The 13,824-nt window shown below is 39.7% G+C and carries 19 protein-coding genes and 1 tRNA gene; 16 read left to right on the forward strand and 4 right to left on the reverse strand.

What is annotated here, in order from left to right; all coding sequences use genetic code 11:
- Positions 1-59 precede the first annotated feature (59 nt).
- From BM073_RS16795 to BM073_RS16825, 7 genes are all read left to right on the forward strand, one after another.
- The gene (locus BM073_RS16795) at positions 60-344 is read left to right on the forward strand and encodes an ATP-dependent Clp protease adaptor ClpS (protein ID WP_091655518.1); all 285 of its coding nucleotides are present in this window, start codon (positions 60-62) and stop codon (positions 342-344) included.
- A gap of 10 nt (positions 345-354) precedes the next feature.
- Positions 355-975 (forward strand): recombination mediator RecR, encoded by a 621-nt coding sequence (gene recR / locus BM073_RS16800; RefSeq protein WP_091655497.1) that lies wholly within the window; start codon positions 355-357, stop codon positions 973-975.
- A gap of 47 nt (positions 976-1,022) precedes the next feature.
- A tRNA-Ala gene (locus tag BM073_RS16805) sits at positions 1,023-1,096 on the forward strand.
- 330 nt (positions 1,097-1,426) lie between these two features.
- Positions 1,427-1,846 (forward strand): hypothetical protein, encoded by a 420-nt coding sequence (locus BM073_RS16810; RefSeq protein WP_139217518.1) that lies wholly within the window; start codon positions 1,427-1,429, stop codon positions 1,844-1,846.
- Positions 1,847-1,860: 14 nt separating this feature from the next.
- The gene (locus BM073_RS16815; protein WP_091655499.1) at positions 1,861-2,313 is read left to right on the forward strand and encodes a hypothetical protein; all 453 of its coding nucleotides are present in this window, start codon (positions 1,861-1,863) and stop codon (positions 2,311-2,313) included.
- 4 nt (positions 2,314-2,317) lie between these two features.
- Entirely contained in the window at positions 2,318-2,590 is a 273-nt protein-coding gene (locus tag BM073_RS16820; RefSeq protein WP_091655500.1) for a hypothetical protein, read from the forward strand.
- Positions 2,590-3,399 carry a Cof-type HAD-IIB family hydrolase gene (locus BM073_RS16825; RefSeq protein ID WP_091655501.1) on the forward strand — a complete coding sequence of 270 codons (810 nt, stop codon included), beginning with the start codon at positions 2,590-2,592 and terminating at the stop codon, positions 3,397-3,399. Before BM073_RS16820 ends, BM073_RS16825 begins: the two co-directional genes overlap by 1 nt.
- Before the next feature lie 31 nt (positions 3,400-3,430).
- On the opposite strand, the gene BM073_RS16830 is transcribed toward BM073_RS16825, so the two are convergent.
- On the reverse strand, positions 3,431-4,108 hold the full coding sequence (locus tag BM073_RS16830) for a DUF2461 domain-containing protein (RefSeq protein ID WP_091655502.1): 678 nt from the start codon (positions 4,106-4,108) through the stop codon (positions 3,431-3,433).
- A gap of 144 nt (positions 4,109-4,252) precedes the next feature.
- On the opposite strand from BM073_RS16830, the gene BM073_RS16835 reads away from it, so the two are divergent.
- On the forward strand, positions 4,253-4,519 hold the full coding sequence (locus BM073_RS16835; RefSeq protein ID WP_091655503.1) for a DUF6364 family protein: 267 nt from the start codon (positions 4,253-4,255) through the stop codon (positions 4,517-4,519).
- Positions 4,509-4,928, forward strand: a complete 420-nt coding sequence (locus BM073_RS16840) for a type II toxin-antitoxin system VapC family toxin (RefSeq protein ID WP_091655504.1) — start codon at positions 4,509-4,511, stop codon at positions 4,926-4,928. Before BM073_RS16835 ends, BM073_RS16840 begins: the two co-directional genes overlap by 11 nt.
- A gap of 120 nt (positions 4,929-5,048) precedes the next feature.
- On the opposite strand, the gene BM073_RS16845 is transcribed toward BM073_RS16840, so the two are convergent.
- Positions 5,049-5,579 (reverse strand): REP-associated tyrosine transposase, encoded by a 531-nt coding sequence (locus BM073_RS16845; RefSeq protein WP_091655505.1) that lies wholly within the window; start codon positions 5,577-5,579, stop codon positions 5,049-5,051.
- 122 nt (positions 5,580-5,701) lie between these two features.
- A complete protein-coding gene (locus BM073_RS16850; RefSeq protein ID WP_091655506.1) occupies positions 5,702-6,997 on the reverse strand; it encodes a UDP-N-acetylmuramoyl-tripeptide--D-alanyl-D-alanine ligase in 1,296 nt (431 codons plus the stop codon).
- Between the two features lie 93 nt (positions 6,998-7,090).
- Between BM073_RS16850 and BM073_RS16855 the strand changes: the two genes are divergently transcribed.
- The 5 genes from BM073_RS16855 (at position 7,091) to BM073_RS18150 (ending at position 12,134) form a co-directional block, all read left to right on the forward strand.
- A complete protein-coding gene (locus BM073_RS16855; protein ID WP_091655507.1) occupies positions 7,091-9,172 on the forward strand; it encodes an FG-GAP-like repeat-containing protein in 2,082 nt (693 codons plus the stop codon).
- A 177-nt stretch (positions 9,173-9,349) separates the two neighbouring features.
- Positions 9,350-11,056, forward strand: coding sequence for an amidohydrolase (locus BM073_RS16860; RefSeq protein ID WP_091655508.1), 1,707 nt, complete (start codon positions 9,350-9,352; stop codon positions 11,054-11,056).
- Positions 11,057-11,125: 69 nt separating this feature from the next.
- Positions 11,126-11,515 (forward strand): ATP-binding cassette domain-containing protein, encoded by a 390-nt coding sequence (locus BM073_RS18290; protein WP_091655509.1) that lies wholly within the window; start codon positions 11,126-11,128, stop codon positions 11,513-11,515.
- Positions 11,503-11,712 carry a helix-turn-helix domain-containing protein gene (locus BM073_RS16870; RefSeq protein WP_091655510.1) on the forward strand — a complete coding sequence of 70 codons (210 nt, stop codon included), beginning with the start codon at positions 11,503-11,505 and terminating at the stop codon, positions 11,710-11,712. Before BM073_RS18290 ends, BM073_RS16870 begins: the two co-directional genes overlap by 13 nt.
- Positions 11,713-11,960: 248 nt before the next feature.
- On the forward strand, positions 11,961-12,134 hold the full coding sequence (locus tag BM073_RS18150; RefSeq protein ID WP_175557942.1) for a hypothetical protein: 174 nt from the start codon (positions 11,961-11,963) through the stop codon (positions 12,132-12,134).
- 279 nt (positions 12,135-12,413) lie between these two features.
- On the opposite strand, the gene BM073_RS18190 is transcribed toward BM073_RS18150, so the two are convergent.
- Positions 12,414-12,629: a hypothetical protein gene (locus BM073_RS18190; RefSeq protein WP_091655512.1), complete on the reverse strand. Its 216-nt coding sequence runs from the start codon at positions 12,627-12,629 to the stop codon at positions 12,414-12,416.
- 361 nt (positions 12,630-12,990) lie between these two features.
- Between BM073_RS18190 and BM073_RS16890 the strand changes: the two genes are divergently transcribed.
- Positions 12,991-13,194: a hypothetical protein gene (locus tag BM073_RS16890; protein ID WP_091655513.1), complete on the forward strand. Its 204-nt coding sequence runs from the start codon at positions 12,991-12,993 to the stop codon at positions 13,192-13,194.
- A gap of 2 nt (positions 13,195-13,196) precedes the next feature.
- Positions 13,197-13,319, forward strand: coding sequence for a hypothetical protein (locus BM073_RS18295; protein ID WP_262481192.1), 123 nt, complete (start codon positions 13,197-13,199; stop codon positions 13,317-13,319).
- Positions 13,320-13,824 lie beyond the last annotated feature (505 nt).

Raw genomic sequence — 13,824 nt, forward strand, 5'->3', positions numbered from 1 at the left:
CGCATCGTTGGTGAGTCGCCAAATTTGTCTAATATTCTTAATTTTGCAAAATGATTGAAATGAGTACACCTTTCCCTCAAGTAGAAGAAGAAGACGTATTAGTAGAGGAATTACTGGATCTTGAGTCTCATGATCTGGTGGTGTTCAATGATGATGTCAACACCTTCGATCATGTAATCAATGTGTTGATTAGAGTTTGCAAACACACGAGAGAACAGGCCGAACAGTGCACAATCATCATCCATTACAAAGGGGAATGCGCTGTAAAAAAAGGAAGTCAAGAAGAGCTAAAACCCATGTGTGAAGCTATCTTAGATGAAGGTATTCAAGCCACAATAGTATAAACATCACCCTGTGAATTTTCCTTCCAAATTAATTGAAGATGCAGTAACCGAAATTTCCAGATTGCCTGGGATCGGAAAAAAAACTGCATTGCGCTTGGCTTTACATCTGTTGAAGCAAAGTGAAGCACATACTGAGGCCTTAGCTCTTGCATTGTCGAGAATGAGGCAAGAAATCAAGTATTGTAAAATTTGTCACAACGTTGCTGATGAAGAGGAATGCAGTATTTGCAAAAGCCATAGAAGAGATGGCTCTATCATCTGCGTTGTTGAAGACATGAGAGATGTGCTCGCCATTGAAAATACCAATCAATATCAGGGAAAGTACCATGTGCTAGGTGGCGTGATTTCTCCCATTCAGGGGATCGGTCCAGAGGATCTAAAGATTGAATCTTTAATCCAACGGATTGAAAAGGCTTCCGAATCCGAACCAGTAAAAGAGGTTATTTTAGCTTTAAGCGCAACCATGGAAGGTGATACTACGGCCTTTTATTTGGCTAAGCGTCTGAAAGAAAAAGGCGTATCAGTTAGTACAATAGCCAGAGGTATACCTGTGGGTGGCGAATTGGAGTTTACAGATGAGGTCACTTTGGGCAGGAGTATTATGACTCGGATTAATTACAACACTGATTAATTTTTGTTTGGCTAATTGAATCCTCAGCTTATATTTGCATTCCGTTTGGGGGATTAGCTCAGCTGGCTAGAGCGCTACACTGGCAGTGTAGAGGTCATCGGTTCGACTCCGTTATCCTCCACACAAAGCTTCACAGAGATGTGAGGCTTTTTTATTTTCCAATCAACTCAGCCGAATAGAGCGTACCGTAAGCATGCGGGAAAGTCATCGGTTCGTCCCGAAAGCTTTCGGGACTCCACTCAAAGCTTCACAGAAATGTGAGGCTTTTTTTATATTTCCCCAGTTAGCTCAGAAGGCTAAATCTTCCCACTCAAATACTAAATGAGTTTGATTTTTTCACAAAATTGAGGATTTCCAAATACCTTGAAAGAATTCTATTTCTTCGGTGGAATAATAGTAGCATACCAATAATTATTTACGTCTATGCTGTACTTGATCTAATCGCCTATCCATGAAATCCATGCTCTTTTTAGTATGTATACTATCCTTAATTTCTTGCCTTAACGAAAGACCATGTCAAAATTTTGAATTGGGGGAAACATTTGAATTCTCATACCAAGAACAAGTAACTCATTGCACAGAACCTATATCTATTACATTTTTGGAATTGAGTCAGGACTCCCGCTGCCCGGAAAATGTCACATGCGTCTGGCAAGGATTGGCGCAGATCAAAATATTGGTTTCTGTCAACGGACAAGAGAAGCCTTTTGACTTAAGTACCTATCCTCCTCATCAAGGTATTCCTTCAGAAATTTTTTATTTAGGGTATAAAATCGCATTAGTGGACCTCAAACCTTATCCAAATACCACTAAAAAATATAGGATTGAGGACTATCAAGCCTATTTACTCATTGATAAGGTGGAAGAGTAATCGTATCTTCCCCTATGAATTCAAGCAAAGCAATTTCTTTTTCATTTCTACTTTATTTAATTCTCTTTACTAGCTCTTGCACATGTGATCCTGAAAAAGTTGCAGGATTAGTTTTTAGCGGAATGGAAAATGTGATGGGGAAAGGATTCATGCCGTCCCATGAAATTCGGGCTTTAGGAGATTTTCAAAACCTGAGTGTTCAGCTAAGCAAAAGCTCCACCCAGGATGGTGAGCAAAGCACAATTTTTCTCCTTCTAGAAAATGGAGATCCACTTTTAATTGGAAAGCAACCTGAAATTTTAGCCCGAAAATGTGCTGAAATTTATGTCAGAGATTTTGAAAATGCCTCAGATTATCAGCAAATTACTGTGCAGTTTATTCAGAGAGACCCAAGTAACCCTGATAATTTCGCAATGCAAGAGTATGAATTTCAGGTAGCTGATTTCTTTACTAACCCTCAACCCTAACCAAATGAATATTCCTGAAGAATTTAAAAAACCACCCCAAACACTTGGTGATTGGGTAATTAACGTGCTAATCTCAAAACTTCCTCTGATAGGATTTATCATGCTAATCGTATGGGCTGTGGACAAAGACACAGAGCCCAATAAAGCAAATTGGGCAAAAGCGGAATTAATCATGAAGCTGATCGGCTTTGCAATAGCTGTGATTATCATTTCAATAATTGGATTCAGTTTCTTTACCCATTTTGCGGATGAGGTAGATTGGTCACAGATTGATTAATGAAGTTTAAAGCTATCTGTACCGACATTGATGGTACACTCCTGAATTCCGAGAGGGATTTATCTCCTCGACTCAAGAAGGTCATAGAAGCCTTTTCTCCGGAAATACCATTGATTCTGGCAAGTTCGCGCATGCCTGATGCGATGCGGCATTTGCTCAGAGATTTGAATAGAGAAAAACAACCCCTCATTTGTTACAATGGAGGCTTTGTCATTGATTCCGATGGAAAAGTCGTGGATTCAGTGGAGATTCCTCTTCACCTAGTTCAAAGAATCTTAGAATTAAGCCAATCCACCAGCATTCATATCAGTTTGTACCAAGGTGAAAGTTGGTTTGAACCCAAGGAGGATTATTGGTCAGCCAGAGAAATCAAAAACACCAAAGTGACTCCAACATGGAAGGAGACTACTTTGGTTTTGAATGAGTGGGAAAACTCCCAATCAGGAGCCCATAAAGTCATGTGTATGGGAAACTCGCAAGAAATAAGTTGGCTCTTTGGGGAACTGCACTTCCTCTATGGAGACCAACTCCATTTGTACAGATCGAAAGACACCTACATAGAAATCGCTCCCAAAAAGATTTCAAAGGCAACCGCTTTACAAATGATTTTAAATAAATACTATGATTTCGGCATGGGGGATGTAATAGCCTTTGGAGATAATTACAATGATATTGACTTGCTACAATCTGTCGGCTGGGGTGTGGCAGTTGGTAATGCTAGACCGGAAGTGAAAGCAGTGGCTAAGGAAGTCACACTGCACCACAAGGAAGATGGAGTCGCTGCAGTTTTGGAAAAACTTATTGGCTGATTTTTCAGCATTTTGACTTCAAATTTCTGATTTACAGAATTCCTGAACCATCCTCCACATCTTCGATGGCCTTGGCTAAAAAGTCATTGAAAGGCTTCATCTTCCTAAAACCATCTAAGGCTAAATTGATAAAGTTGCCGGAGTTTACATCTTTTTCAGCAATCGGGTGTGATACAGTGAAACTCTTCAACCGTAGATATTCTATGTGAGGATGATCAACTTCATAATCTCGGGGACTGGTTTTCAACTTATCTCCTTCAATACCAGAAAACAATTTTTTAAACTCTGGATCAGCCTCTATTCTTTCCAATTCAGCTCCTGAATAATCAATTTCTTTTCTAATTTTTTTCAAGGTCTCCGCCATCGGCATCCAGATGCCTCCCGCAAAAAAAGAGTTTCCCGGCTGAACTTGCACATAATATCCAGGACCCTCTGATTTTTTCCCTTTTGGGGAAAAGTAAGCTCCAAAATTGGTCTTATAAGGATCTTTATTAGCTGAAAAGCGAATATCCCGATTTTGCCTAAACACACAGTCCTTAGGTTTGAAAGCTGATAATTCAGGTTCAACTTCAGACAATTGCTTCAAGATCACTGAAACATCTTCCAAAAATTCCGCTCTCGTTTCCTGATACCACTTTTTATTGGCATCCATCCATTCTTTGTGATTGTTTTCGGAAAGAGCTGAGAGGAAAGAAAGGTAGGGTCGCATGAGAAAGCTAAATTTTGAAAGCTAAAGGTAGAAGTATAAATTATTTGGACATAACTGTATTTGGAGGCACGAAGTTTATGCTTTTGGAGAAATTGAACTTTTTGATAAATTACACGTGTTTAATTCCTAAAGTCTACACGTGTTATGAATACCAAGTTAACTCTCACCCTTGAAAAAGACGTGATCAAAAAAGCAAAGGAATATGCTTCCCAACAAGGTCAAAGCTTATCATCTTTGGTGGAAAATTATTTTAGGATTTTAATACTCGAGAAAAAGGAAAATCCTATACAAAAAGGAAGAAAGACGCTACCAGAAAGTTTTTTAAAATTAGAAGGATGCCTTAAGCATGAAGGAGAATTTGATTACAAAGAGGAGCTGACTAAAGCATTAATGGAAAAGCATGGGCTCTAATATTTTTTTAGATTCCGACGTAATATTAGATTTCCTTTTGAAGAGGGAACCTTTTAATGTACCGGCAAGGAGTATATTTGGCTTGGGATATAATGGTGAAATCCAAATTTTTCTTTCATCATTGACAGTCGCTAATGTACATTACCTTCTAAGAAAGTTATATGGAAATGATGGAGCATTAAAAAAGGTTTCCGAATTGGTAAGCTTCTGTAAAATCCTCCCTGTTTCCGAAAAAGAGATTTTTGCAGCAATGAAAAGTGGGTTTTCTGATTTTGAAGATGCTATTCAGTACTTTTCAGCTGTTCAAAAGCCGGAAATCAAAGCTATTATCACTCGAAACTTGGCTAATTATAAAAAGTCTCAAATTCCGATTTTCACGCCAGAAACCTTCCTTTCTAGCTTCAAATAGAATCAACTAAGCCTTCCAATTTCATTCCCCGGCTGCCTTTAATTAAAACTCGCTTCTCGAGGTTTGTAACCTCGAGAACTTATCCAAGGATTTGAAATCCTCTTTTAAAAAACTGCTTTTTCATCCAAAAACAGCTAAATCTAAAGGGCCTTTTCTAATTCCTAAATAGTCCCCTGCACTACTCATTAAATAATCCTCAGGTTTTTCTACAATACCAGCCCTAACCGGATTTTCATGAATATAATTAGCCTTAATTTCAAAAAATTGATTCGAAAATATCTCTTCTCCATGATAACCTTTTTCCCAAAACCAAATATGGTCTTTAAATGATAAGGTCAAAGCCAACCATTTTTTCCTACTTTCTTTTGGGTTTTCTATTATAGCCTTATAAATCATTTTTGAAGTATACTTCCTTAAATCCCTGATAATATCAGACAGATTATTATTCTTAGCTTGAATGATCAAATGACAATGATTAGTCATAATTACCCAAGCATAAACTTCTAAGCCCTTATATAACTGACAGTATTTTAAACTTTCTAGAAAAATTTCAGCGTAACACTTTCGCGAAAAAACATCTACCCATTGATGCACCGTAAAAGTGACATAATGGACAGCCTCTTGATCTTTTACAATATACTCTCGTCCCATCACAAAAAATTAAACAAACAGCCAACTACTAAAATACTATTAGTAGGTAAATAATCAAATGTAAAAAGATTGAAAATCTTAGGATAATTTCTCGAAATTTCAAATTTCGAGGAGCTAGTGGTTTAAATGAACTCCACCAAACCTTCAAGCTTCATCCCCCGGCTGCCTTTAATTAAAATCAGGTAATCCTCCAATTGACTATCCTGAAGCCAATTTCTAAAGGAAAAAGGATCGGGGAAATACAAAGCTTTGGGCGCTTTTTCCAAGGCAGACACGACCAACTTTCCGGTGAAGCAAACTTTATCAATTTCATACTCGCTCACAATTTCTCCTAGCTTTCTATGCTCCGCTTCCGCATGCTCACCCAATTCAAACATATCCCCCAAAATGATCATCTTATGCTTTTTCCCTTGCATTGTTCCGAAGGTTCGGATGGCAGCTTCCATAGAAGATGGATTGGCATTATAAGCATCTAAAATGATCAAATTGCTTCGCTTCTCCACCAACTGAGAGCGCATATTGGATGGCTTGTAATCGACTATTGCCTGCACAGCTTGATTCATGTCTACACCAAAAAACTTCCCAACTGTCAAGGCTGTGGCAATATTTCCAAAATTGTAAGCACCTATTAGAGAGGAAAGAAAAACTTCCTGACTACCCTCCACCGAGAACTTCACAAATGGATCAGCTCCATGAAAAGAAACCTCACAAAAATCACCTTTGGCAGGATACAAAACAGGCTCCTCAAAGCGCTTGATCATGTTGGATAAAATCGGGTCTTGAGAATTTATAAAGACAGTTCCTTTATTTTCTCTCAAATGCTGATAGAGCTCAGTTTTGGTTTTTAGAACCCCCTCCGGCCCACCCATTCCTTCCAAATGAGCCTTTCCAATATTGGTGATAAACCCATGAGTTGGCTCTGCGATTTCGCACAACTCCTGTATATCTCCCTGCTTGTTGGCTCCCATTTCAACAATCGCCAATTCATGGCTTTGATTTAAGGCCAGTAAAGTCAGAGGCACTCCAATATGATTATTCAAATTGCCAACAGTAGCTAAGGTCTTGAATTTGGTTCTCAAGACTGCATTCAACAATTCCTTAGAAGTAGTTTTCCCATTGCTCCCAGTCAAACCAATAACTGGGATATCAAACTGATGTCGGTGATAGTTGGCTAATTTTTGTAAGCAAACTAGTGCATTTTCACAGATAAAATATCGCTCATCATCCTCCTCAAAATAGGCTGCTTCATCAACCACTACCGCCGAGGCGCCCATTTCCAAAGCTTTTGAAGCAAACTCATTGGCATTGAAATTTGGCCCTTTGAGTGCAAAAAAGATATTTCCGGGATCGATTTTTCGGGTATCTGTACTGACCCCTGTACTTTTTAGAAAGAGCTGATAAAGGATGGCGATGTTCATAAGCTTCAGAAATTTCACTCAAAATAAAGCAATCATTACATCTTTGAAGCCATCTCTTCGTATTAAATTTAGTCTTCGGAATCAATTGCCTTTATGAGATTTATCCTTTTTGCCTTTTTATTTTTCAGTTCCCTCTATACCAGCGCTCAATCTGTTTTTTCATTTGATTCTAGCAAAAGCATAAGTAAAAACAATGAAATCCTTCCTGCAGGTCTGGGTCCGGGGATCAATTCCGCGCAAATTCAGACTATTGACCTGACAAATGATGGAAAAGATGAATGGGTCGTCTGGGACATTAATTCACGCATACTAAGCGTTTTTGAAAAAAATGGAGAAAACTTCATTCATAAACCCGAATTGGCCTATTTATTCCCAACTGATATCAGTGGTTTTTTGGTTTTAGCGGATTTCGATCAAGATGGGAAAAAAGACCTTTTCACCTCCACTCCGCTTGGGATTAAAGTTTACAAAAACAGTTCTTCAGGTAATCAGATCTCTTGGACTCTCGCACAAAATTTCATGAGGCTGGATGGGGCTGGAAATATTCCTGCAAATAATCTGGACACTCCTTTGATTCAGGACTTGGATAATGACGGAGATTTGGATTTGGTCATTTTCAACTTTGCTCAAGGTGACTACTTGGAGTTTTATAAAAACACTTCAATAGAAAGAAAAGGCAGTCCTGATGTGGATGGCTTTGCTTTTCCAGAAAGCTTCTGGGGAAATATCAGCTTTTGCAGTTGTGAGGGAATCAATTTTGGAACTCGCTGCGACGGAAATCCCATCAATTTTAGAGAAAACCCTGAAACTAACCGTATCCAACATGCGGGAGGGCACAGTGTACTCTATCAGGATTTTTCCGGGGATGGAATTTTCGATTTGGTTTTGGGCAGAGATGAGTGTAGTGTTTTGTTTTATCTACCCAACCAAGGCAGTAATACTCAGCCTGTTTTTTCTACTTTTTCAAATACTATCCCAGAATACGGACCACTCCCTGTATTTCCCATATTCCATGTCGGAAAAAAGATTGATGATCAATTGATCATATCTTTAAACACCAATGAAACTTCGGCTCCATTCCAAATTGATTTTTCCAACTCCATCGTAGCCCTTTCCAAAAATTCAAGTTCACAAAATCCAATTCTACAAAACCAACTTTTGGATTTAGGGGAAAGCTCAAGGCCGTTTTTTAAAGGAAATATATTTGCAGGAGAATTATGGATCAGTGCCAATAAAAATGCAGCCAATAAAGTGAGAGGTGAGCTTTCTAGATTAAGTTTCTCTGGAAATCAATTTCAGGTACTCAATTCAGATTATCTCAATCTGTCCAGTTTGGACTTACTGGACCTGCAAGTCATAGAGTATGGAAGTGTCAAAAACCAGTCTTACCTTTTGGTTTCAGGCCAACGTACTATCAATGGAATACCATCCCAAGTCTTGCTCCAAAATCAGGGTAGCAATTATCCGGATTTTAGTCTTTCTGGCTTATCGCTTCGGGTTGGTGATCAACTCACTTTTTTTCCCTATCAGGGAAAAGATCACTTACTCATAGCTTCGCAAAATGGCAGTTTAACACTCTATGAAGTAGACTTGGAAGGGAAAACCGCCAGTTTAAAAAGTAATAATTTCTTGGGTTTCCAAGACAATCCTGCTAATCGAAACCTCAGTGTTGCGGTAAGAATTCAAGAAAAGCCGGATTTATATACTGTGGATCAAACAGGTCGTGTATTTCTGGTCAAAGACATGATGAATTCGGAAGTTCGTGAGGAAGTTCTGGTCAAAATTGAAGATCAAAATATCCCATTCAGACTGGGAAGAAACACATGGATTTCGATTGTTAACCCCGGATTTGATGAAAATGCAGATCTGATCCTTGGAAGTCGGGCCGGTGGTATTTCCTATTTAAAAGCTGTCAATTCCAGCTCAGGCGAAGAGGAAAGTTTTTTAGCGAAGGTATACCCCAATCCTTCATCAGGACCATTTAAGGTGATTTCCAACAAGCCTGGGAATGCAAGACTTGTCAATGCAATGGGACAAATCTTAGTAGATGAAATAACCATTCCTGCCAATAGGGAAGTAGAAATCCAGGCTCAAGCCCTTCAGCCTGGAGTTTATTTTTTACAATTAGAAACTCTCGATAGAGAAGTCCTAGTGAAGAAAATCCTTATCAGGTAATCGACTTTAGGAAATCCTGAATTGAATAAATAGAACTAATAACAGATTCTAATACTTCCTAACTGCTCTATATAAATTAGAATTTACAATTTTAAGTTTTTCAGCTTTCATCCTTAAACTTTTCCATTTGTCTCAATGCTTCAAATCATCTAGCTTAGGGTCAGAATTATAAATCCAATGAAAAAAATATTCTTATTCCTTTTTGCAGCCCTATTTGCATGGGCTTGTGCTTCGGGGCCTGAAAATCCCGCTGACTCCGTTTTTATCAACGGAATAGTCTACACGGTAGATGAAACCAATCCCAAGGCAGAGGCAGTAGCTGTAAAAGACGGCTTAATCCTGGCTGTTGGCACTACTGCTGAAATTCAAGAATACATAGGGGAAAATACAGAAGTCATCGACCTGGAAGGAAAAACCATGACTCCTGGCTTTATCGAGTCCCATTCTCACTTGATGGGAATCGGCTACAACAAGCTGGAGCTGGACCTCATGTATGTCAAAACCTATGATGAACTGGTAGAAAAAGTTGCGGAGGCAGTTGCCAAGGCCAAACCGGGCGACTGGATTACCGGAAGAGGCTGGCATCAGGACAAGTGGATCCAAAAGCCCGAGAAAATGGTCAAAGGTTTCCAAACCAATGAGCCTTTGAATGCAGTATCCCCCGATAATCCTGTTTTCCTCAGGCATGCTTCTGGCCATGCTTCCTTTGCCAATGCAAAAGCCTTGGAATTGGCTGGTATCGCCAATCTGAAAGGTGAAAGACCGGGAGAAGTAGAAGGTGGTGAAATTATCGTGGATGACTTGGGAAATCCAACTGGCGTATTGACCGAAAGGGCTTCCAATCTAGTGGCAAGATTAGTCCCTGAAGAAACTCCCGAAAGAGCCGAGGAGGCATTGACCTTAGCATTGCAGGAATTGGTAGAAAAAGGAATCACTTCATTCCATGATGCAGGTTCCGGTCAGGATGTGATTGATTTGGTTCAAAAATTCAAAGACGAGGGTAAACTTACCGTTCGCCAATACATCATGCTTACCGGCCGACAGCCGGAGCTTTTGGAGGAATGGTACAAGAAAGGTCCGATGATAGACTCCGAAGATCACTTGCTGACAGTCCGTTCTATCAAGCTAAACTGTGATGGAGCTTTAGGGCCAAGAGGTGCCTGGTTGCTGGAAGACTATGCTGACAGACCGGGGCATCGCGGACATGAGACGCTTCCAATGTCTGTCGTAACTGAGGTATCAGAAAAGGCCTTGCCGCTAGGTTTTCAGGTTTGTTCACATGCTATTGGAGATCGCGCTAATCAGGAGATTTTGGATAGATATGAAGCAGCTTTTGCCAAATTCCCTGATGCAACAGATCACCGATTCCGAATTGAGCATGCCCAGCATTTGCATCCGGATGATATTCCGAGATTCGGTGAATTGGGAGTGATAGCAGCCATGCAGGCCATTCATTTGAGTTCCGACCGCCCTTGGGCCATCGACAGACTTGGAGAAAAACGTATCATTGATGGAGCTTATGTTTGGCAGAAGCTTTTCCAAACCGGTGCTAGAATCTGTAATGGAACGGATGCGCCTGTTGAGCCAGTAGATCCAATCCCTTCCTTTTTTGCATCCGTAACCCGTAAGACATTGGAAGGACTTCCTGAGGGAGGCTATGAAGGCGATCAAAAAATGACCCGTGAACAAGCTTTGAAGTCCTACACGCTAGACGGTGCCTATGCCGAGTTCGAAGAAGATTTCAAAGGTTCAATTGCCGTTGGAAAGGCCGCAGATTTCACCGTCTTTGATCAAAACATCATGGAAGTACCAGAGGATGATATTTTAAAAGCAAAGGTTGCCATGACGGTGATGGGGGGAAAAGTAGTGTTCAGTAGGCAATAGGCAGTTTGGGAATTCAGAAATCTTAAGTCAGAAATCTGAAAAACTCACAGACCTTTCAGGTTTCAAAACTTGGAAGGTCTTTTTTTTCAATCAGCTCAATGCGGAGAAGAAGAAAGAAACCTATCTGGAGGGCAGCGTCAGCTCGTCGGCTTGGTTCGAGCCTTGGTGAAGCAACCCAAGATACTGATACTCGATGAAGCCACAGCAGCGATGGACTACCGCATGGAGCGAGCGTTGATGGATCTGATCCGGCGCTACCTTCATCATACCGGCGCCGGACTATTACTGATTACCCATCAGCCCACTCTGGCAATTACCTTAGACCGCATCCTGATCCTGGGGCAGGGAAAGATCAATACTTCCGGCACCCCAGCCCAACTGCTGACAACAGAAAACCCATTCTCAGCAGCCTACCAGAATATGCTTCAACCCAAACCCAACACATCATGGCAGGACTGAAGTACTACGAACGCACCAAGCTTCTGATCGAGTTGATTGAAAAGAGGAAGACAGGGAGTCCGGGAGAACTGGCTGGTAAGCTTGGATTGAAAGAGCGAATGATCTATAATGTGTTGGATGATTTGCGCCTTGCTTTGGGAAAAGATATATCTTACTGCAAAGAGAAAAAATCTTACTTTTTTTCTGAAAAATATTAATAGACTGCAAGGAAATTGCAGTGACCTGAATTTATGTTTGAGTATTCTAAAACAAATTTCTAACTTTAAAACAACATGATTATGAAAGAGTTGAGTATCGAAGAAATGGAGATTGTGAGTGGGAGTGGAAATGGTAGATGTTTTTTAGCTGGACCATACTGGCTTCTTGAAACGGCAGTGCTTGGTTCGTTGGCAATAAAATCCGGCTCACTTGTAACAGCTTGTTTACTAACTTAACTAAAATAAATATGAAGGAATTAAATAAAATTCAATTGGAAAACATTAAAGGTGGTGATCTTTCCAATAGGCAGTGTTTGCAACTAGGAATAATTTCTTTTGGTTTTGCGCTTGGTCAAATCTGGCCAGTCGCAGGTGGTGCACTGACAGTGGCAACAGTTGGGAATTGTTTTGCAGCTTGGTGATTATGGGTAAATTGATTGGAGAGAGAATGGTACCTAAGATGTTAAGAATTCTTGCGAGTATGGGTGCTTCTATGTACTTCTTTTACTTGGCATTTAGTCCGAATATAAAAAATGAGAAAAGTCAATTTTACTCAATCATTTTAATCTCAGTGATCACCTTGATTACATCTATCTTCATTCTCTTAAAAAATGGCGATAAAAAAAAGCCGGCTTCCTAAATAAAAGGAGGCTTCAATTTAAAAGGCAATTTAGCGTAGATTAATTCTACGCTTTTTTATTTCAAGGGATTTGAAGTTTCATCCCTGGGTGTAGATTCCTCTCTGATCCATTGAAATTCAATTGGGCACTTTTTGAGATTTGCAATTCCACACTCGCATTCTTACAATACCGATAGCTATCGTGATGAAATTGGCCTAAATCCCCACCAAGGTCTATACTTTGGATCGTATCCTGATTCTGGAGCAGGGCAAGTTCAGTATTTCCGGTACCTCTCATCAACTTCTAGCCACAGAAAACCCATTCTCCGCTGCCTATCGGTATATTCTTCAACCCAAAACCAACACATCATGGCAGGACTGAAGTCCTATGAGCTCACCAAGCTCCTGATTGAGCTGATTGAAAAGAAAAGACGGGCAGTCCAGAGGATTTGGCTAAAAAGCTTCAGGTCCATAAACGAACTGTCTTTCGGATCATTGACGATCTTCGTCTTTCCGAGTCAATTGAGATTGTTTTTTGTAGAGAATCGAAAAGCTACATTTTTTCTAAAAAAAATAATTGGGTGACAAGAAATGTCACCTAGTCAAATTTATGTTTGGGTATCCTAAATCAAATTTCTAAATCTAAGAACAACACAATTATGAAAGAGTTGAGCATTGAAAAGATGGAGATGGTGAGTGGGGGAAAAGACTGTGAAGATGTTGCAGTTTTTGCAATTACAGTAACAGGTGTTTTAGCTATTGGTGCATTAACCGCTACAACAGGTGGTTTAGGATTAGGCGTAGCGGCTGGACTATCTGGTTACTTTGGAACCATGGGTGTATTATTATGTGGAATGATGTAATTATGAAAGAGCTAAATTTCGATCAATTAGTCAATGTTAAAGGAGGAACGACCGGAGAGGCAATATGTCATGGATTAGCTGTTTCAGCCGGGGTTATGGGAGTTGGTGCTGCCTTAAATTGGTAGAATCCTGCTGGTTGGTTTATGGGAGCCACTGCCGCAGCAGGAATAGGTTGTGAAATATATTATGGTAAAGATTGGATTGCTTCAAAATTCTGATGAAAGCTCTAAGTGTGATTATTGTTATTTCAGGATTGATTCTGATTATTTATATCTTTCTCTACTTTCTTGAAATTGTAAATTTCAATAATTGGTTCTACGCTATAAGCATTCTTTCTCTATTTTTAAAATTTATATATTCATTCTTAAAAAAAGGGAAAGAAACATCAAACTAAAATCACTATGTAAAATATAAAATACAGTGGGGAAAAGTGGTGTACAGTAGGCAATAGGCAGTTTAGGAATTCAGAATTCTTAAGTCAGAAATCTGAAAAATGTATATCCCTAAATAACGTTGACCGTTTGGTTCAACATTCATTTATAAATTCCATCGGGCATATATGAGCCAGAGGTTCTTCTCTTGGGCAAACTACTTGGGGGCTCGATGCCCCCGAGTAGTTTTTCTTTCCTT

This window comes from Algoriphagus ornithinivorans, assembly GCF_900115305.1.
Lineage (GTDB): Bacteria > Bacteroidota > Bacteroidia > Cytophagales > Cyclobacteriaceae > Algoriphagus > Algoriphagus ornithinivorans.